This is a genomic window from Pantoea sp. R102 (assembly GCF_004916815.1).
Lineage (GTDB): Bacteria > Pseudomonadota > Gammaproteobacteria > Enterobacterales > Enterobacteriaceae > Pantoea > Pantoea dispersa.
Window position 1 is genome coordinate 1 of the sequence record NZ_SDFT01000125.1, and the last position, 18,521, is coordinate 18,521.

The 18,521-nt window shown below is 57.1% G+C and carries 17 protein-coding genes, 1 tRNA gene, 1 rRNA gene and 1 pseudogene; 15 read left to right on the forward strand and 5 right to left on the reverse strand.

Annotation, left to right across the window (positions count from 1 at the left end):
- From ERD80_RS13810 to csrD, 3 genes and pseudogenes are all read right to left on the reverse strand, one after another.
- Positions 1 to 246: pseudogene (locus ERD80_RS13810) on the reverse strand (rod shape-determining protein MreC); the annotation flags it as partial.
- 268 nt (positions 247 to 514) lie between these two features.
- Positions 515 to 1,558 carry a rod shape-determining protein MreB gene (mreB, locus tag ERD80_RS13815; protein WP_003855260.1) on the reverse strand — a complete coding sequence of 348 codons (1,044 nt, stop codon included), beginning with the start codon at positions 1,556 to 1,558 and terminating at the stop codon, positions 515 to 517.
- Positions 1,559 to 1,869: 311 nt separating this feature from the next.
- Positions 1,870 to 3,816 carry an RNase E specificity factor CsrD gene (csrD, locus tag ERD80_RS13820; RefSeq protein WP_136547282.1) on the reverse strand — a complete coding sequence of 649 codons (1,947 nt, stop codon included), beginning with the start codon at positions 3,814 to 3,816 and terminating at the stop codon, positions 1,870 to 1,872.
- Positions 3,817 to 4,122: 306 nt separating this feature from the next.
- Here csrD and msrP point away from each other — a divergent pair, with 306 nt between their 5' ends.
- The 15 genes from msrP (at position 4,123) to ERD80_RS13895 (ending at position 18,121) form a co-directional block, all read left to right on the forward strand.
- Positions 4,123 to 5,127, forward strand: a complete 1,005-nt coding sequence (gene msrP / locus ERD80_RS13825) for a protein-methionine-sulfoxide reductase catalytic subunit MsrP (RefSeq protein WP_021508154.1) — start codon at positions 4,123 to 4,125, stop codon at positions 5,125 to 5,127.
- Positions 5,128 to 5,730 (forward strand): protein-methionine-sulfoxide reductase heme-binding subunit MsrQ, encoded by a 603-nt coding sequence (msrQ, locus tag ERD80_RS13830; protein ID WP_021508155.1) that lies wholly within the window; start codon positions 5,128 to 5,130, stop codon positions 5,728 to 5,730.
- Between the two features lie 232 nt (positions 5,731 to 5,962).
- Positions 5,963 to 6,415, forward strand: a complete 453-nt coding sequence (gene aroQ / locus ERD80_RS13835) for a type II 3-dehydroquinate dehydratase (protein WP_021508156.1) — start codon at positions 5,963 to 5,965, stop codon at positions 6,413 to 6,415.
- A 21-nt stretch (positions 6,416 to 6,436) separates the two neighbouring features.
- Positions 6,437 to 6,904 (forward strand): acetyl-CoA carboxylase biotin carboxyl carrier protein, encoded by a 468-nt coding sequence (gene accB / locus ERD80_RS13840; RefSeq protein ID WP_058759883.1) that lies wholly within the window; start codon positions 6,437 to 6,439, stop codon positions 6,902 to 6,904.
- A gap of 11 nt (positions 6,905 to 6,915) precedes the next feature.
- Positions 6,916 to 8,265: an acetyl-CoA carboxylase biotin carboxylase subunit gene (gene accC / locus ERD80_RS13845; RefSeq protein WP_088516096.1), complete on the forward strand. Its 1,350-nt coding sequence runs from the start codon at positions 6,916 to 6,918 to the stop codon at positions 8,263 to 8,265.
- A 71-nt stretch (positions 8,266 to 8,336) separates the two neighbouring features.
- A complete protein-coding gene (locus ERD80_RS13850) occupies positions 8,337 to 8,579 on the forward strand; it encodes a YhdT family protein (protein WP_021508159.1) in 243 nt (80 codons plus the stop codon).
- Positions 8,569 to 10,014, forward strand: coding sequence for a sodium/pantothenate symporter (gene panF, locus ERD80_RS13855; RefSeq protein WP_136547284.1), 1,446 nt, complete (start codon positions 8,569 to 8,571; stop codon positions 10,012 to 10,014). Before ERD80_RS13850 ends, panF begins: the two co-directional genes overlap by 11 nt.
- A 12-nt stretch (positions 10,015 to 10,026) precedes the next feature.
- On the forward strand, positions 10,027 to 10,908 hold the full coding sequence (gene prmA, locus ERD80_RS13860) for a 50S ribosomal protein L11 methyltransferase (RefSeq protein WP_058759886.1): 882 nt from the start codon (positions 10,027 to 10,029) through the stop codon (positions 10,906 to 10,908).
- Positions 10,909 to 11,103: 195 nt separating this feature from the next.
- A complete protein-coding gene (locus tag ERD80_RS13865) occupies positions 11,104 to 11,832 on the forward strand; it encodes a carbonic anhydrase family protein (RefSeq protein WP_031279827.1) in 729 nt (242 codons plus the stop codon).
- Between the two features lie 308 nt (positions 11,833 to 12,140).
- Entirely contained in the window at positions 12,141 to 13,106 is a 966-nt protein-coding gene (dusB, locus tag ERD80_RS13870; protein ID WP_040679767.1) for a tRNA dihydrouridine synthase DusB, read from the forward strand.
- Positions 13,107 to 13,130: 24 nt separating this feature from the next.
- On the forward strand, positions 13,131 to 13,427 hold the full coding sequence (gene fis, locus ERD80_RS13875; RefSeq protein WP_003855228.1) for a DNA-binding transcriptional regulator Fis: 297 nt from the start codon (positions 13,131 to 13,133) through the stop codon (positions 13,425 to 13,427).
- A 537-nt stretch (positions 13,428 to 13,964) separates the two neighbouring features.
- The gene (locus tag ERD80_RS13880) at positions 13,965 to 14,990 is read left to right on the forward strand and encodes an amino acid ABC transporter substrate-binding protein (protein WP_058759887.1); all 1,026 of its coding nucleotides are present in this window, start codon (positions 13,965 to 13,967) and stop codon (positions 14,988 to 14,990) included.
- 66 nt (positions 14,991 to 15,056) lie between these two features.
- Positions 15,057 to 16,235: an amino acid ABC transporter permease gene (locus tag ERD80_RS13885; protein ID WP_021508165.1), complete on the forward strand. Its 1,179-nt coding sequence runs from the start codon at positions 15,057 to 15,059 to the stop codon at positions 16,233 to 16,235.
- A gap of 15 nt (positions 16,236 to 16,250) precedes the next feature.
- Positions 16,251 to 17,351, forward strand: coding sequence for an amino acid ABC transporter permease (locus ERD80_RS13890; RefSeq protein WP_058759888.1), 1,101 nt, complete (start codon positions 16,251 to 16,253; stop codon positions 17,349 to 17,351).
- A gap of 8 nt (positions 17,352 to 17,359) precedes the next feature.
- Positions 17,360 to 18,121, forward strand: coding sequence for an amino acid ABC transporter ATP-binding protein (locus ERD80_RS13895; RefSeq protein ID WP_058759889.1), 762 nt, complete (start codon positions 17,360 to 17,362; stop codon positions 18,119 to 18,121).
- Positions 18,122 to 18,272: 151 nt separating this feature from the next.
- Here the strand turns inward: ERD80_RS13895 and rrf are convergent.
- Both rrf and ERD80_RS13905 read right to left on the reverse strand, forming a co-directional pair.
- Positions 18,273 to 18,388, reverse strand: a 5S ribosomal RNA gene (gene rrf, locus ERD80_RS13900).
- Between the two features lie 32 nt (positions 18,389 to 18,420).
- Positions 18,421 to 18,496: transfer RNA gene (locus ERD80_RS13905), tRNA-Thr, on the reverse strand.
- Between the last annotated feature and the right edge of the window lie 25 nt (positions 18,497 to 18,521).

An 18,521-nucleotide genomic window follows, 5' to 3' on the forward strand; every position in this document is an offset into this window, starting at 1 on the left:
ACGGCGCAGCGCTTTGTTTTCCAGCTCCAGCTGCTGGCGCGAGGCCAGCGTTTCGGAAACGCCGTCAAGAAGCTGTCGTGGCCCGTTGGCCAGGAAGTAAAATGGACTGACCGACGTGTCCAGGTAGTTGCGGATCTGGGAGAACGTGCTGATCCGGCTGTCGGCGACAATAATCGCGATAGCCACAATCACGGCCAGAAACAGGCGCAACTGCAGGGAAGGTCCCCTGCTAAAAATCGGCTTCATAAATTCTGCGAATTCCTCGACATCAGGGAAGAAGCGTGAGTGTCAGCACTCACGCCTCCAGGGCTGGACGCTATACGCCGTCGTGCGCAGCGTCGCCAGTTACCCCGCATCCTGCAAACCGCAGTGACGACGTTGTGCCGCTGCTGCCCGGTGCCTGCTGCTGAGGCTGCCGTGCGGCATGCGATGGTCATCGTCCTGCCGTTGTGCTGATTTTGGGTATCGTCGCTATTCCCTGCGCAATTTGACCACGGTCTCAGCCGGAGAGGAATTACTCCTCGCTGAACAAATCGCCGCCATGCATGTCGATCATTTCCAGTGCTTTACCGCCGCCGCGCGCTACGCAGGTCAGCGGATCTTCTGCGACTACCACCGGAATACCGGTCTCTTCCATCAGCAGACGATCCAGGTTACGCAGCAGCGCGCCGCCACCGGTCAGCACCATACCGCGCTCGGAGATGTCAGACGCCAGCTCCGGCGGGCACTGCTCCAGCGCGACCATCACGGCACTGACGATACCGGTCAGTGGCTCCTGCAGCGCTTCCAGGATTTCATTCGAGTTCAGCGTAAAGCCACGCGGCACGCCCTCAGCCAGGTTACGGCCGCGCACTTCGATCTCGCGCACTTCGTCACCCGGATAAGCAGAACCGATCTCATGCTTGATACGCTCAGCGGTGGCTTCACCAATCAGCGAGCCGTAATTACGGCGCACGTAGTTAATGATAGCTTCATCGAAGCGATCGCCACCAATACGCACAGAAGAAGAGTAAACCACGCCGTTCAGGGAGATAACCGCGACTTCGGTCGTACCGCCACCGATATCCACCACCATCGAGCCGGTCGCTTCTGACACTGGCAGACCCGCGCCGATTGCTGCGGCCATGGGTTCTTCAATCAGGAACACTTCACGGGCACCGGCGCCCTGCGCCGATTCGCGGATGGCACGACGCTCAACCTGGGTCGCACCGACCGGCACGCACACCAGCACGCGTGGGCTGGGGCGCATAAAGCTGTTGCTGTGCACTTGCTTGATGAAGTGCTGGAGCATTTTTTCAGTCACGAAGAAGTCGGCGATAACGCCATCTTTCATCGGACGGATTGCTGCGATGTTACCCGGCGTACGGCCAAGCATCTGCTTTGCATCATGACCAACAGCCGCTACGCTCTTTGGGGAGCCGGCGCGATCCTGACGAATGGCAACCACAGAAGGCTCGTTCAGCACGATGCCTTGTCCTTTTACGTAAATCAGGGTATTCGCGGTACCCAGGTCAATGGACAAGTCATTGGAAAACATGCCACGAAATTTTTTAAACATACTAAGGGATAATCCTGCAAGCTGGGGGCGGAAAATAAAATCCGCCTACTTTACCAACCACGCGAAGCCGCTACAAGGCGCAAAAACGTTCTGCTTCGGTGAAAAACCAGGCTGAATAATTTTTCGCGGCGGTGCTGCCGTCCGACACCGGCGTTAAACGGCGCTAAGCTGCCGCTCTAAACGCAAATTCACCCGCCGGTCGCGGGTGAATTCCGACATAAAATCTAACATTTCCCGCCGCCGATCGCGCCGGCTGCGCACGGCATAAAGGCGAAAAATAGCCGCCTGCTGCCGTATCTGTGGCTGACGCGCTAAATCCGGTAACGTTGTGAGTGTTTCTTCACGTTACTGTTCACCGGCAGCGAAGGAGCAAAAAAGTCGCCCTGGCCGCCCGCGACGCCCAGCCCGGCCAGCGTTTGCCACTCCGCGCGCGTGCGTACTCCGGCGGCAAAGACTTTGGTGGGCGTGGATTTACACACCTCCAGCAAACTTTGCACGAACAGCTGATTTTCTGTACGGCGCTCAATGTTGCGAATCAGACCCGGGTCGAGCTTGATCAGCTCAATCGGGAACTGCTTGATGTAAGCGCTACTCACTACCGTTAATCCGGCCTGATCTACCGCAATCCGACAGCCAAACGCGGTCAGCATACGGAAAACCGGCACTAAACGATTGATGTGTTGACAAACATCCGCCTCAGCAAGTTCAAATAAAAATCGTTTTCTTTGCGATTTACTGCACTGCAGCAGCAATTTTTGCAGCCAGCGCTGGAACGGCCGTTGCAGCAGCGAATCGATATTCACCGGCAGCGCCAGCGTTTCATCCGGCCAGACCTCCGACAGCGCCGCAATACGCATGACCAGCTGGCGATCCCAGCTGTCGGCCATGCCAAGCTGCAGCACCAGCGGCATGAATTCTGCCGACACCACCTCTTTATCGCCGTCGAACACGCGCGCCAGCATTTCACGGTGATGCACTTTGCCGTCCAGCAGCACCGCCGGTTTCTGGTACAGACGCGGGCCGCCGCGGTTTACGGTGTTTTCCAGCAGGGTGCGCCAGCGCACGCTGCCGCGCCCCATCTCCAGCGTATTGCCCTCGCCCACCGACCAGTTGTTGCCGCCCTGCAGCGCCGCCCGGCGCGTGGCCAGTTCGACATTCTCCATCACCTGCGACACCGACTCGCCGCTGCGCCAGGCGCTGATGCCAATGTGGATCAGATCATCGCGATCCACCATGCGCATCGGCGGCAGCGAATCCACCGCGTTGATCAGCTGGTCGGCAATGCTGTTGGCCTCTTTCAAAGTGCGGTGCGGCAGCAGTACGGCAAAGTCGCTGCGGAAATAGCGCGCCAGCAGCGCACCCGGATAGCGCAGCACGAAGGTGGAGAGCATGTTTACCAGGTCGAACAGGTATTCATCGACCAGCGTCGGTCCGAGGGTTTCATGCAGGGTGTCGAGGTCCGGCAGCCGCACCATCATCACCACACCGTGTGTGCCAACGTCTTCCTGGTCTTCCAGCAACGTGGCCAGCTGGTTATCGAAAAACAGGCGATTATTCAGGCCGGTGCGCGAATCCTGCGCGGCAAAGGTGCGGATTAAGGTGTCGATACGCAGACGCTGCTCACCGGCTTCCTGTAAATCCCCCAGCAGCAGATCGATAGCGCGGCTGGCTTTCGGCGGCCATTCGGCGATGGTATCGCTGCGCGGCGCGCGCTCGCCAGCCAGAATACGCTCCGCGCGCGCCTCCAGCCGCTCCATATGCTGCCAGCTGCGGTTAAGCCAGCGGTGCGTCATCACCAGCAGTGCCGACATGATCGCCACCACCGTCAGCAGGATAATCAGCGTGTAGGCACCGGTGAACGAGCGGAACCAGGTTTTGGCGGGATCGAGCACCACCACGCGCAGCGCCATGCCCGGCGCGTGCACCAGCGGCACATCCAGTTGAATGAAACGATTGGGCTCGTCTTCCAGCATCGGATTTTCATGACGCGCGAGGCGGAACAGCACGGTATCATCGTGATGCAGTTCCAGCTGTTCGGCATTGATGACGGGCATCAGGCGCGTCAGCCACTGCGTCAGTTCCTGCGGTGACTGGTTTGCCAGCGCTTTATCGACTTCCGTCGCCAGCGTCTGTACACGGTTCTCTACGCGCTGCTGCGACAGCCAGATAAAACTAAAAGCGCAGCCTACCAGCATCAGTAACATCGCCAGTAAGCTTAATAAGGTAATAAACGCAGAAAACTTGGTTGTTAATCGCATCCCTGTGCCTGTATCACTGCGGTTTATGAACGCCAGCCAACGGTTCGCGCCAGCCGCGCTGGTGCAAACCTGAGCAAATTATCACAATTACCGATCCAAATCAGCGCCCGCCCGGCGGCGGGTTTCGCCACCCTGCGGCGCGAGTATAACGTCAAAGTGTGCAGCGCTGCCTTCCGGGGCGGCTTTTTCGGCCTATTCTCAACAGAACGCACCGGCCAGGAAATTTCACATTTTGCCAGCGAAAGTGGCGCGCCGGGCAGCGTTTGATCATGCTAGCTGCAGTTAATCGATTTGCCGGAGAACGCCATGAAGCGCACGCACATCCTTACCGAAGCCGATGTTACGCCGGAAAGCATTTTTAATCTGCGCCGCCGCCAGGTGCTGAAAGCGCTGGGGCTTGGCGCTGCCGCGGCCAGCCTGCCCGGCGGCGCACAGGCCGATGTGCTGAGCTGGTTTAAGGGCAATGACAGGCCGCCGGCGCCTGCCGGACGCGATCTGCAGTTCAGTAAACCGGCCCAGTGGCAGGCGGACCTGCCGCTGACGCCGTTTGATAAAGTCGCTGGCTACAACAACTTCTACGAATTTGGTCTCGACAAAGCCGATCCTGCCGCCAATGCCGGCACGCTGAAAACCGACCCGTGGCAATTGCGCATTGAGGGCGAAGTGGCGAAGCCGATGACGCTGGATATGGACGACATCTTCAAACGCTTCGCCATGGAGCAGCGTATCTATCGCATGCGCTGCGTTGAGGCCTGGTCGATGGTGATTCCCTGGGTAGGCTTTGAACTCAACAAGCTGCTGAAGCTGGCTGAACCCACCAGCAATGCCCGCTATGTCGCCTTCCAGACGCTATACGCGCCCGATCAGATGCCAGGACAAAAGGACCGCTTTATCGGCGGCGGGCTGGATTATCCCTATGTTGAAGGCTTGCGGCTGGACGAAGCGATGCATCCGCTGACGCTGCTCAGCACCGGCGTTTACGGCAAAGCGCTGCCGCCGCAAAACGGCGCGCCGATTCGCCTGACGGTGCCGTGGAAATATGGCTTCAAAGGGATTAAGTCGATCGTCAAAATTACCCTGACGCACGATCGTCCGCCCACCACCTGGAGCCAGATCGCCGCTAACGAGTATGGCTTCTACGCTAACGTGAATCCGCACGTCAACCACCCGCGCTGGTCGCAGGCTACTGAGCGCTTTATCGGTGCGGGCGGCATTCTCAAGGTGGAACGCCAGCCGACGCTGCTGTTCAACGGTTATGCTAAAGAGGTGGCCTCGCTGTATCGCGGTCTCGATTTACGGGAGAACTACTGAGTGCGCCTGACATTACGCCACGTTACGCTGCTGAAAGTGGTGCTGCATCTGGCGGCGTTTCTGCCGCTGGTGTACCTGTTTCTGGCGGCAAATCAGGGCTGGCTGAGCGCCGATCCGGCGAAAGATATCCAGCATTTTACCGGCCGCATGGCGCTGAAGCTGCTGCTGGCGACGCTGCTGGTGAGCCCGCTGACGCGTTATCTGAAGCAGCCGCTGCTGATTCGTACCCGCCGGCTGCTCGGCCTATGGTGCTTTGCCTGGGCCTGTCTGCATCTCACCAGCTACTATCTGCTGGAACTGGGCTACGATCATCTGCGATTACTCGGCAGTGAGATTGTCTCGCGCCCCTATTTGTTACTGGGCATGATCAGCTGGATTATTCTGTTTGCTCTCGCCATCACCTCTTTTCAGCGCGCCCAGCGCAAACTGGGACGCCGCTGGCAAACGCTGCACAACGGCATCTATCTGGTCGCGATCCTCGCGCCTGTCCACTATCTTTGGTCAGTGAAAGTGCTGTCACCGCAGCCGTGGATTTATGCACTACTGGCGCTGGCGCTGTTAGGCTGGCGTTACAATAAGTTGCGTAAACTTCTGCGCCGATAATCCCCGCAAGGTTGTTTTCCTGCTGCGAGATCTGTTAAAAGGTGTGGCCTTCGGGCCTCGCCGGATCAACTTCGCAGATAAGACCAGTATTTTGCTGCGAATTGCCTCGAAACGGATATAATGCCCGGCTTTATTGCAAGCGAAGTCTTCTTTTTCACTCTGAAGAGTGACAAATGAAGGATGTCGCGGTATTTTACGCGATGCCTCACTGATTGCAGGAGATAGCCGCAAGATGGCGCATAAATTTCACATACTGCTGTTAAACGGACCCAACCTGAACCTGTTGGGAACGCGCGAGCCTGACAAGTATGGTCACACCACGCTGGCGCAGATTGTCAGCGATCTGACGCAACAGGCCGACCAGCACCATGTGAAATTGAGTCATTTGCAATCGAATGCGGAATACCAGCTGATTGATCGTATTCACGAAGCCCGCGGCAACGTCGATTACATCATCATCAACCCGGCTGCGTTTACGCACACCAGCGTTGCCCTGCGCGATGCGCTGTTGGCGGTTAGCATTCCTTTTATTGAGGTGCATCTCTCAAATGTGCATGCACGCGAACCGTTCCGACATCACTCCTATCTTTCCGATGTATCTGCCGGCGTCATCTGCGGACTGGGCGCCGACGGCTACTCGTGGGCTTTACAAACGGCCGTAAAACGCCTGTCACATTCCAATTAAACAGAGTACGGAACCACACTCATGGATATTCGTAAAATTAAGAAACTGATCGAACTGGTTGAAGAGTCCGGCATCGCTGAGCTGGAAATCTCTGAAGGCGAAGAGTCAGTTCGCATCAGCCGTTCACCTGCCAATGTCGGTTACCCTATGATGCAGCAGGCTTATGCTGTTCCGGCTCCACAGCCTGCGCTGGCTGCTGCGGTTGCACCTGCTGCTGCGCCTGTCGCTGCAGAAGCGGCTAAACCTGAAGTCAGCGGCCACATCGTGCGTTCGCCGATGGTCGGTACCTTCTATCGCACCCCAAGCCCGGACGCCAAAGCGTTTGTGGAAGTGGGTCAGAAAGTGAACGCTGGCGACACCCTGTGCATCGTTGAAGCGATGAAAATGATGAACCAGATCGAAGCCGATAAATCCGGCGTTGTGAAGGCGATCCTGGTGGAAAGCGGCCAGCCGGTTGAATTCGACGAGCCGCTGGTCGTCATCGAATAACGAGGCGAAGCATGCTGGATAAAATTGTCATTGCTAACCGTGGTGAGATTGCGCTGCGCATTCTGCGTGCCTGTAAAGAACTGGGCATCAAGACTGTGGCGGTACACTCCACGGCAGACCGCGACCTGAAGCACGTGCTGCTGGCGGACGAAACCGTCTGCATCGGCCCGGCGCAGTCGGTCAAAAGTTATCTTAATATCCCGGCGCTGATCTCCGCCGCCGAAATCACCGGCGCGGTTGCGATCCACCCGGGCTACGGCTTCCTTTCTGAGAACGCCGATTTCGCCGAGCAGGTTGAGCGCTCTGGCTTTATCTTCATCGGTCCGAAAGCCGACACCATTCGCCTGATGGGCGACAAAGTGTCAGCGATCAACGCGATGAAAAAAGCCGGCGTACCAACCGTACCAGGCTCTGACGGTTCGCTGACCGACGACATGGAGAAAAACCGTGCCATCGCTAAGCGCATCGGCTATCCGGTGATCATCAAAGCCTCTGGCGGCGGCGGCGGTCGTGGTATGCGCGTTGTGCGCAGCGACAAGGATCTTGAGCAGTCCATCAACATGACGAAAGCGGAAGCCAAAGCGGCTTTCAACAACGACATGGTGTACATGGAGAAATTCCTCGAGAATCCACGCCACATCGAGATTCAGGTTCTGGCCGACGGTCAGGGCAACGCCATCTATCTGGCCGAACGTGACTGCTCCATGCAGCGCCGCCACCAGAAAGTGGTCGAAGAAGCACCAGCACCCGGCATCACGCCGGAACTGCGTCGCTACATCGGCGAGCGCTGCTCTAACGCCTGCGTGGAGATCGGCTATCGCGGTGCCGGTACCTTCGAGTTCCTGTATGAAAACGGTGAGTTCTACTTCATCGAGATGAACACCCGTATTCAGGTGGAACATCCGGTCACCGAGATGATCACTGGCGTCGACCTGATCAAAGAGCAGCTGCGTATTGCTGCCGGTCAGCCGCTGTCAATCAAACAGGAAGATGTGGTGGTGCGCGGTCATGCGGTCGAGTGCCGTATCAACGCCGAAGACCCAAACACCTTCCTGCCGAGCCCGGGCAAGATCACCCGTTTCCACGCGCCAGGCGGTTTTGGCGTGCGCTGGGAATCGCACATCTATGCCGGCTACAGCGTGCCGCCGTACTACGACTCAATGATTGGTAAACTGATCACCTACGGCGAAAACCGTGACGTGGCTATCGCGCGCATGAAAAATGCGCTGGCGGAACTGATCATCGACGGCATCAAGACTAACGTCGAGCTGCAGATGCGCATCATGACCGACGAAAACTTCCAGCAGGGTGGTACTAACATCCACTATCTGGAGAAAAAACTCGGCCTGCACGAGAAGTAAGCGCAGCGCAGAGCAATGCAGAGGCCGGTTAAACCGGCCTTTTTCATTTTTGTTGCCTTTGAGGTTGCATGATGGATGGGCGTTTTTTGCAAGCTAACAAAGAGGCGCGCTGGTCGCTGTACCTGACGCTGGCGTACCTCGCCGTCTGGGGCGTGTCCGCATGGCTCGGCGGCACACAAAGCGGTTTCACCGGTTTACCGCGCTGGTTTGAGTTCTCCTGCGTGTTCGCGCCCGTGCTGTTCATTGGCCTGTGCTGGCTGATGGTGCGCGTGGTGTTCCGCGATATGTCTCTGGAGGACCACGATGGAAACTGAAATCATTCTGCCACTGCTGGCCTATCTGGTGCTGATTGCCGGGCTGTCGGTGTTTGCCATGCGCAAACAGCGCCACGGCAACTTCCTGAGTGAGTATTTCCTCGGCAGTCGCTCGATGGGCGGTTTTGTGCTGGCGATGACCATCACCACCACTTTCATCAGCGCCAGCTCATTTATTGGCGGGCCGGGCGCGGCGTATAAATACGGGCTGGGCTGGGTACTGCTGGCGATGATCCAGGTGCCGGCGGTCTGGCTGTCGCTCGGCGTGCTGGGCAAAAAATTCGCGATTCTGGCACGACGCTACAACGCGGTGACGCTCAATGACATGCTGTATGGCCGCTACCGCAGTCCGCTGCTCATCTGGCTGGCCAGTATCAGCCTGCTGGTGGCGTTTATTGGTGCCATGACGGTACAGTTCATCGGCGGCGCGCGCCTGCTGGAGACGGCCGCCGGTATTCCTTATGACACCGGGCTGCTGATTTTTGGCGGCACCATCGCGCTGTATACCGCGTTTGGCGGCTTTCGCGCCAGCGTGCTCAACGATGCCATGCAAGGGCTGGTGATGCTGATTGGCACCTTCCTGCTACTGTTTGCCGTCATCCATCAGGCAGGTGGACTGGAAACGGCGGTCACCAAACTGCGCAGCATCGATCCGCAGCTGGTGTCACCGGAAGGCGTCGGCAACGTCATCAATCCGACCTTCCTCAGCTCGTTTGCCGTGCTGGTGTGCTTTGGCGTGATTGGGCTGCCGCATACTGCCGTGCGCTGTATTTCCTACAAAGACAGCAAAGCGCTGCACCGTGGAATTATCCTTGGCACTATCGTGGTAGTGATACTGATGCTCGGCATGCATCTGGCCGGCGCACTCGGCCGCGCGGTACTGCCTGATCTGGCGATTCCGGATCGCGTGATCCCGACGCTGATGATCACCGTGCTGCCACCCATGGCGGCTGGCGTGTTCCTCGCGGCGCCAATGGCGGCGATCATGTCGACGATTAATGCGCAGCTGCTGCAATCGTCCGCTACGCTGATCAAAGATCTTTACCTGCGCATTGCGCCGCAGCACAGCGAGAACGAGGCGCGTTTGCGGCTGCTCTCCGGCACCATCACCTTTGTGCTCGGCCTGCTGCTGCTGCTGGCGGCCTGGAATCCGCCAGATATGATTATCTGGCTCAACCTGCTGGCGTTCGGTGGCCTTGAAGCGGTCTTTCTGTGGCCGCTGGTGCTGGGACTGTACTGGGAGCGCGCCAATGCGGCGGGCGCCATCAGTGGCATGCTGGTGGGAGCCGGATGCTATACGCTGCTTGCCAGCCTGAAAATCGAACTGTGGGGCTTTCACCCTATCGTGCCATCGTTGACATTAAGCCTGCTGGCCTTCCTGGTGGGTAATCTGTTCGGCAGCGCGCCTGACGCACGCGATGCTGCCCTGGAATAAAAGAGAAACGCTATGCCATGGATTCAAATCAAAATTAACAGCACCGGCGAGCACGCCGAAACCCTCAGCGACGCGCTGATGGACGCCGGTGCGGTGTCAGTCACCTTTCAGGACACGCACGACAACCCGGTGTATGAGCCGCTGCCCGGTGAAACCCGCCTGTGGGGCGATACCGATGTGACTGGCCTGTTCGACGCGGAAACCGCCATGGACGACGTAGTGGCTGAACTGAGCCAGCATCCGCTGCTGGGATCGGGTTTCCGCCATAAGATCGAACAGATCGAGGATAAAGACTGGGAGCGCGAATGGATGGATAACTTCCATCCGATGCGCTTCGGTGAACGCCTGTGGATCTGCCCCAGCTGGCGCGACGTGCCGGATCCGGATGCAGTCAACGTGATGCTTGATCCCGGTCTGGCCTTTGGTACCGGCACCCATCCCACCACGTCGCTGTGCCTGAGCTGGCTGGATGGCCTCGATCTGCAGGGCAAAACGGTGATCGATTTCGGCTGTGGCTCCGGCATTCTGGCCATCGCCGCGCTGAAACTCGGTGCAGCCCAGGCGATCGGCATTGATATCGATCCGCAGGCGATCCAGGCCAGCCGGGATAACGCCGAACGCAACGGCGTGGCCGACCGCCTGTCGCTGTATCTGCCGCACCAGCAGCCGGAAAACCTGCAGGCGGATGTGGTGGTCGCCAATATCCTCGCCGGTCCGCTGCGCGAACTGGCGCCGCTGATTAGCGTGCTGCCGAAAGCCGGCGGCCATCTTGGTCTGTCCGGCGTGCTGGCCAGCCAGGCGGAAAGCGTGTGTGAAGCCTATGCGGAGCGTTTTGCGCTGGACGCCGTGGCGGAAAAAGAGGAGTGGTGCCGCATCACTGGCGTGCGCCGCTAACCGACGCATGGGCCAGCAACTGCTGGCCCGATTTCGCCCGCCTGAGACCTGTCTCAAATCCCCGCCAGCCCCGTTTTCCTGCCGTTTCTTTACATTGAAATCAGTAGACTGCTGCACCAGGCGATAGCGCTATCCCTGTTAACCGTGCCGTGCGCGGCACATAACATTGATATATCGCTTAGTGAATAAATGATGATGAAAAGCAAACACACACTGATCGCTCTGCTGCTGGCAGCAGCGCCTTTTGCTCACGTTCAGGCTGCCGCCTGGGATTATGCTCAGCCACAGCAGTGGGGCGACCTGTCCCCTGATTTTCACGTCTGCAAGCAGGGCGTGAATCAGTCGCCGATTGATATTCGCCAGGCGCTGCATGCCAGTCTGCCGGCGCTGACGCTGGAACTGCAGGCGCGCCAGGCCGCCATTGTTAACAACGGCCACACCGTGCAGATCAACCTGCAGCAGGGTGATACGCTGACGCTGGACGGCGAGACCTTCACGCTGAAGCAGTTTCACTTCCACACCCCGAGCGAAAACCTGATCGACGGCAAACGCTATCCGCTTGAGGGCCACTTTGTATTCAGTGACGAGCAGCAGCAGCTGGCGGTGATCGGGGTGATGTTCGAAGCCGGTGCGGCAAATCCGGTGCTGACGACGCTGCTGGATACGCTGCCGGCGCAGGTCAATCAGCCGGCTACGCTGCAGCAGGATGTCGATATTACGCCACTGCTGCCCGCCGATCGCCGTTACTACCGCTTCAGCGGTTCACTCACCACGCCACCGTGCAGTGAAGGCGTGCGCTGGCTGGTGATGAAGCAACCGGTAACGGCTTCCGCACAGCAGCTGCAGGCCTTCAGCGCGGTGCTGGGCGAACACGGTAACAGCCGCCCGGTGCAGCCGCTCAATGGCCGGCTGGTGGTTGAGTAACGAAATACTCACCAAACGTAAATAAACCGTTCACTTTTCAATCAAATCACCGCCATTTCTCTTGCCGATTCGCGGAAGTGGCGGTTTTTATGTTGTGATTCAGCGCATATTTTTGGAAAAACTTTTGCTCACAATTTCAGCGTATTTTTGTAATACACTGAATTTAAACAAGTAATGATGAATACCCCGCTGCTAAGCCCCATTTCCCTGATCTTAAACGGCGAATTGTTCAAAGTTTGGCCTTTCATCTTCCGGAAAAAATGCGTAATATACGCCGCCTTGCGAACAGTTAGGGTCACTTCTTTTTCATGCGCATTGGACATCACCAGCTACGTAATCGACTCATCGCTGCGCCTATGGCCGGAGTATCCGACAAGCCATTTCGCACCCTGTGTTATGACAACGGCGCCGGTATGACTGTCTCCGAGATGCTGTCATCGAACCCGGAAGTCTGGGCCAGTGACAAATCGCGTTTGCGTATGGTGCATAGTGACGAGCCCGGTATTCGCGCCGTGCAAATTGCGGGTTGCGATCCCGATGAGATGGCCGCCGCCGCGCGTATTAATGTTGCGTCCGGTGCACAGGTTATCGACATCAACATGGGCTGCCCGGCTAAAAAAGTGAATCGTAAGATGGCAGGTTCAGCGCTGCTGCAGCATCCGCAGCTGGTGGAGTCAATCCTCCGTGCGGTGGTGAACGCAGTCGATGTACCGGTTACGCTGAAGATTCGCACCGGCTGGGACAAAGAAAATCGTAATTGTGTAGAGATTGCCCAATTGGCTGAACGCTGTGGTATTCAGGCCCTGACCATTCATGGCCGCACGCGCGCCTGTTTGTTTGAAGGGCAAGCTGAATACGACAGCATTCGGACAGTTAAGCAGAGCGTCGCTATTCCGATTATCGCGAATGGTGACATTACTGACCCGCACAAAGCCAGGGCAGTGCTCGACTACACCGGAGCCGATGCTCTGATGGTGGGACGCGCTGCTCAGGGAAGACCGTGGATCTTCCGGGAAATCCAGCATTATCTGGACACAGGGGAGCTGCTGGCACCGAAGCCGCTGGCTGAAGTGAAGCATATGCTGATTGGACACATACGGGAGCTGCACGACTTTTACGGTCAGCGCAAGGGATACCGTATTGCCCGAAAACACGTTTCCTGGTATTTGCAGGAAAGTGCCCCTGACGACCAGTTTCGGCGCACATTCAACGCCATAGAGGATGCCAGCGAACAGCTGGAGGCGTTGGAGGCATACTTCGAAAATCTTGCGTAAACGAAATAAAGAGCTGAAAGAACTATGTTCGAACAACGCGTAAATTCTGACGTACTGACCGTTTCTACCGTTAACTCACAGGATCAGGTGACGCAAAAGCCTCTGCGTGATTCGGTTAAACAGGCACTGAAGAACTATTTTGCTCAACTGAACGGTCAGGATGTAAGTGACCTGTATGAGCTGGTACTGGCTGAAGTCGAGCAGCCTCTGTTGGACATGGTGATGCAGTATACCCGTGGCAACCAGACCCGCGCTGCCCTGATGATGGGCATCAACCGCGGTACGCTGCGTAAGAAGCTGAAAAAATACGGCATGAACTAAGCGTTCTGGTTCCTTGCTGCGATAACGCCAGCCTTTGGGCTGGCGTTTTTGTTTGTATTTCCCGCCTGTTAACACCGCGTGAAACGATTATCGTCAAAATGGTAACGATAGTTGCAATCGCCGGCGTGATAGCTCATCTCTCTCAGGGCCGCTGCCCTGCCCTGTTTTTGCGCAGAAAAAAACCTCCCGCTCGCCCCTCAGCCCGCTTTGTTTGTGATCCTGAACCGCTTCAGCGGTAATTCCACTTTGCCGTACACCTGTTCATGAGCGTTAGCTCACACTGCTTCCATATAGTGAAACTTTTTGCACTATTTGTGATCGTGGCGACTCGTCATGCTGCCTTTTGGTGCGCGATAGTAGCGACAACTTTCCGGATACGTCCGTTTATTAAAAGATCTTTCCAGTGAATTCAGGATTCTGCAAACCTGGCATCAGCTTTGCAGTGTCGTGGATGGCTAAACGCCACAGAAAGAAATAAGCGCACAGTAAAGTGCGCGCAAACATAACAACACACGATCTCGCCACACAGGATGCTTTATGAAAAAGATGATGCTTTCCACCCTGATTGCTGCCGCCTCGCTGTTCGCCGTGACCCAGCAGGCGCACGCAGGCACCACGCTGGACGCCATTAAGAAGAAAGGGTTTATACAGTGCGGTATCAGCGATGGTCTGCCAGGGTTCTCCTACGCTGACGCCAGCGGCAAATTCACCGGTATCGATGTTGACGTGTGCCGCGCCGCTGCCGCTGCGGTCTTCGGCGATGCCAGCAAAGTAAAATACACCCCGCTGACCGCCAAAGAGCGCTTCACTGCGCTGCAGTCAGGCGAGGTGGATATCCTGTCGCGTAACACCACCTGGACCTCATCACGCGATGGCGGCATGGGCTTCCTGTTCGCCGGCGTAAACTATTATGACGGCATCGGCTTCCTGACCCATAAGAAAGCCGGTCTGAAAAGTGCCAAAGAGCTGGATGGTGCCACCGTGTGTATCCAGGCCGGTACCGATACCGAGCTGAACGTGGCCGACTACTTTAAAGCTAACAAAATGCAGTACACGCCGGTCACCTTCGACCGCTCTGATGAGTCTGCCAAAGCGCTGGATAGCGGCCGCTGCGATACCCTCTCTTCTGACCAGTCACAGCTGTATGCGCTGCGCATCAAGCTGGGCAAGCCGGATGACTTTATCGTACTGCCAGAAGTGATTTCGAAAGAGCCGCTGGGCCCGGTCGTCCGTCGCGGTGATGATGACTGGTTCACCATCGTGAAATGGTCGCTGTTCGCCATGCTGAATGCCGAAGAGATGGGCATCAGCTCGAAGAACGTCGATGAGATGGCGGCGAAACCTACCACGCCAGATATGGCACACCTGCTGGGCGCTGAAGGTGATTTCGGTAAAGACCTGAAGCTCGACAACAAATGGGCGTACAACATCATCAAACAGGTTGGTAACTATCAGGAAGTTTTCGATCGTAACGTCGGTAAAGACAGCGCGCTGAAAATTGCACGTGGCCAGAATGCGCTCTGGAACCAGGGCGGCATCCAGTACGCTCCGCCAGTGCGTTAATCGTTTTCTGCCAGTCGGGCACCGCATCCTGCGGTGCCCACGCGTATTCTTCACTGAGGTTTTAACATGTCGCAACGCCCAACCGTGAAAAGGGATTTTTCGTTCGGTAATCCTACGGTTCGCGCCTGGCTTTACCAGATTGTCGCGATTGTGGCGGTGTTTGCTGTGGTGGGTTATCTGATCCACAACACGGTGATCAACCTTGCCAATCGCGGTATCACCTCCGGCTTTGGCTTTCTTGAGCGCAACGCCGGTTTCGGCATCGTCCAGCATCTGATCGATTACAGCGAAGGCGATACCTACGCGCGCGTGTTTATGGTCGGGTTAACCAACACCCTGCTGGTCTCCGCGCTCTGTATTGTCTTCGCCTCCATCCTCGGCTTCGCCATCGGTCTGGCGCGCCTGTCGGATAACTGGCTGCTGCGCAAGCTGTCGACCATTTATATCGAGACGTTCCGTAATATCCCGCCGCTGCTGCAAATCTTCTTCTGGTACTTTGCCGTGCTGCGCAATCTGCCGGGCCCGCGTCAGGCACTGAACGCGTTCGATCTGGCTTTTGTCAGCAACCGCGGTTTGTATATACCGTGGCCGGAGTATGCACCCGGCACCTGGCCATTCCTGATCGCGCTGGCGATTGCCATCGCCGCCAGCGCCGCGCTGTTCCGCTTTAACCGCAAGCATCAGCTGAAAACCGGTCAGCTGCGCCGCACCTGGCCCGCTGCGGCCGGTTTAATTGTGCTGCTGCCGCTGATCGCCCATACGCTGTTTGGTGCCGCCACGCACTGGGATGTGCCCGAGCTGCGCGGTTTCAACTTCCGCGGTGGCTTTGCCATGATTCCGGAACTGGCAGCGCTGACGCTGGCACTGTCGATCTACACCTCTTCCTTTATTGCTGAGGTAATTCGCGCCGGGATTCAGTCAGTACCGCATGGTCAGAGCGAAGCGGCACGTTCGCTCGGGCTGCCCAACCCGGTTACACTGCGTCAGGTGATCATTCCGCAGGCGATGCGCGTGATTATCCCGCCGCTCACCAGCCAGTACCTTAACATCGTAAAAAACTCCTCGCTGGCGGCCGCTATCGGCTATCCGGATATGGTGTCGCTGTTTGCTGGCACCGTACTGAATCAGACCGGCCAGGCAATTGAAACCATTGCCATCACCATGGCGGTTTATCTGATTATCAGTCTGCTCATTTCGCTGCTGATGAACCTCTATAACCGCAAAATTGCGCTGGTTGAGCGTTAAGAGAACGGAACCATTATGTCTGTGACCACACACGAAACGCCGCCGGTGTCGGGCAATCCACTGGGTAAAGCCTGGCTCTGGGCGCGTAAAAACCTGTTCTCCAGCTGGCTGAATACGCTGCTCACGTTACTCAGCCTGTGGATTATCTGGAGCGTTATCCCGCCGGCGCTGAACTGGTTGATCTTCCAGGCTAACTGGATTGGCGAAACCCGTGCGGACTGTACGAAAGCGGGCGCCTGCTGGGTCTTTATCCACGCGCGCTTTGGCCAGTTCATGTACGGGCTCTATCCGCATGAGCTGCGCTGGCGCATCAATCTGGCGCTGGTGATTGGCCTGCTGTCGATTGTGCCGATGTTTATCAAATCCATGCCGCGCCGCGGCCGCTATATCGCCTGCTGGGCGGTGATCTATCCGGTCGTCGTCTGGCTGCTGCTGTATGGCGGCTATTTCGGGCTGGACCGCGTGGAAACGCGCCAGTGGGGCGGCCTGACGCTGACGCTGATTATCGCATCTGTCGGCATTGCCGGGGCGCTGCCGCTCGGCATTCTGCTGGCGCTGGGCCGTCGCTCTAAAATGCCGGTGGTGCGCACCCTGTCAGTGATTTTCATTGAGTTCTGGCGTGGCGTACCGCTGATTACCGTGCTGTTCATGTCTTCAGTGATGCTGCCGCTGTTTATGGCGGAGGGCACCACGATAGACAAACTGGTGCGTGCGCTGGTTGGCGTGATCCTGTTCCAGTCGGCGTATGTCGCCGAAGTGGTACGTGGCGGGCTGCAGGCCCTGCCTAAAGGCCAGTACGAAGCGGCAGAGTCGCTGGCGCTCGGCTACTGGAAAACCCAGGCGCTGGTGATTTTACCGCAGGCGCTCAAGCTGACCATTCCCGGTCTGGTGAACACCATCATCGCGCTGTTTAAAGATACCAGCCTGGTGATCATCATCGGCCTGTTCGATCTGTTCAGTAGCGTGCAGCAGGCAACCGTCGACCCTACATGGCTGGGTATGTCGACCGAAGGTTATGTCTTCGCTGCACTGGTTTACTGGATTTTCTGTTTTAGCATGTCGCGCTATAGCCAGTATCTGGAGAAGCGCTTCCACACCGGGCGTAAATCGCACTGAGGTTTTACATGACACAAACAATGACAACGGCGGCTAACGCCATGATGATTACGCTCGAAAACGTGAACAAATGGTACGGGCAGTTCCACGTGCTGAAAGATATCAACCTGCAGGTGAAACCGCGCGAGCGTATCGTGCTGTGCGGCCCTTCGGGTTCCGGTAAATCTACCACCATTCGCTGCATCAACCATCTGGAAGAGCATCAGCAGGGACGGATTGTCGTAGACGGCATCCACCTGAATGATGATGTACGCAATATTGAACGCGTGCGCACTGAAGTCGGCATGGTATTTCAGCACTTCAATCTCTTCCCGCATCTGACCGTTCTGCAGAACTGCACGCTGGCTCCGATGTGGGTACGCAAGATGCCAAAGAAAGAGGCCGAAGAACTGGCGATGCACTATCTGCAGCGCGTGCGCATTGCTGAGCATGCTCATAAGTTTCCCGGGCAGCTCTCTGGCGGTCAGCAGCAGCGCGTGGCCATCGCCCGTTCGCTGTGTATGAAGCCGAAGATTATGTTATTCGATGAACCCACCTCCGCGCTCGATCCTGAGATGGTTAAAGAGGTGCTGGATACCATGATCGGTCTGGCGGAAGACGGAATGACGATGCTGTGTGTGACGCATGAGATGGGCTTTGCGCGCACGGTTGCCGATCGGGTGATCTTTATGGATCGCGGTGAAATCGTGGAGATGGCGCCGCCGGAAGAGTTCTTTGCGAATCCGAAATCCGAGCGGACCCGGGCGTTTCTGTCGCAGGTTATCCACTAAGCGAACACGATTAGCCGCATTATTCAGCCCTTGCCAGCCTGGCAGGGGCTTTTTTATGTCTGTGGATTTTATTGAGGGTTTTTATTGCGCTAAAGGTCACCGCGGAAAACAAAAAAGCCCTGAACAGATGTTCAGGGCTTTCGTGTTTGATGCCTGGCAGTTCCCTACTCTCGCATGGGGAGGCCCCACACTACCATCGGCGCTACGGCGTTTCACTTCTGAGTTCGGCATGGGGTCAGGTGGGACCACCGCGCTGTTGCCGCCAGGCAAATTCTTTTAAACCGAACTCATGCCATAACTGGTGCTGATACCCAGAGTCGAACTGGGGACCTCACCCTTACCAAGGGTGCGCTCTACCAACTGAGCCATATCAGCACACTAAATTTGATGCCTGGCAGTT

Excerpts from the sequence above, each read along its gene's own strand:
- prmA (WP_058759886.1), top strand. The coding sequence starts at position 10,027 with ATGCCATGGATTCAAATCAAAATTAACAGCACCGGCGAGCACGCCGAA.
- mreB (WP_003855260.1), bottom strand. The coding sequence starts at position 1,558 with ATGTTTAAAAAATTTCGTGGCATGTTTTCCAATGACTTGTCCATTGAC.
- ERD80_RS13895 (WP_058759889.1), top strand. The coding sequence starts at position 17,360 with ATGACACAAACAATGACAACGGCGGCTAACGCCATGATGATTACGCTC.
- aroQ (WP_021508156.1), top strand. The coding sequence starts at position 5,963 with ATGGCGCATAAATTTCACATACTGCTGTTAAACGGACCCAACCTGAAC.
- panF (WP_136547284.1), top strand. The coding sequence starts at position 8,569 with ATGGAAACTGAAATCATTCTGCCACTGCTGGCCTATCTGGTGCTGATT.
- fis (WP_003855228.1), top strand. The coding sequence starts at position 13,131 with ATGTTCGAACAACGCGTAAATTCTGACGTACTGACCGTTTCTACCGTT.
- msrP (WP_021508154.1), top strand. The coding sequence starts at position 4,123 with ATGAAGCGCACGCACATCCTTACCGAAGCCGATGTTACGCCGGAAAGC.
- ERD80_RS13850 (WP_021508159.1), top strand. The coding sequence starts at position 8,337 with ATGGATGGGCGTTTTTTGCAAGCTAACAAAGAGGCGCGCTGGTCGCTG.
- ERD80_RS13880 (WP_058759887.1), top strand. The coding sequence starts at position 13,965 with ATGAAAAAGATGATGCTTTCCACCCTGATTGCTGCCGCCTCGCTGTTC.
- accB (WP_058759883.1), top strand. The coding sequence starts at position 6,437 with ATGGATATTCGTAAAATTAAGAAACTGATCGAACTGGTTGAAGAGTCC.
- csrD (WP_136547282.1), bottom strand. The coding sequence starts at position 3,816 with ATGCGATTAACAACCAAGTTTTCTGCGTTTATTACCTTATTAAGCTTA.
- dusB (WP_040679767.1), top strand. The coding sequence starts at position 12,141 with ATGCGCATTGGACATCACCAGCTACGTAATCGACTCATCGCTGCGCCT.
- accC (WP_088516096.1), top strand. The coding sequence starts at position 6,916 with ATGCTGGATAAAATTGTCATTGCTAACCGTGGTGAGATTGCGCTGCGC.
- ERD80_RS13890 (WP_058759888.1), top strand. The coding sequence starts at position 16,251 with ATGTCTGTGACCACACACGAAACGCCGCCGGTGTCGGGCAATCCACTG.
- ERD80_RS13885 (WP_021508165.1), top strand. The coding sequence starts at position 15,057 with ATGTCGCAACGCCCAACCGTGAAAAGGGATTTTTCGTTCGGTAATCCT.
- ERD80_RS13865 (WP_031279827.1), top strand. The coding sequence starts at position 11,104 with ATGAAAAGCAAACACACACTGATCGCTCTGCTGCTGGCAGCAGCGCCT.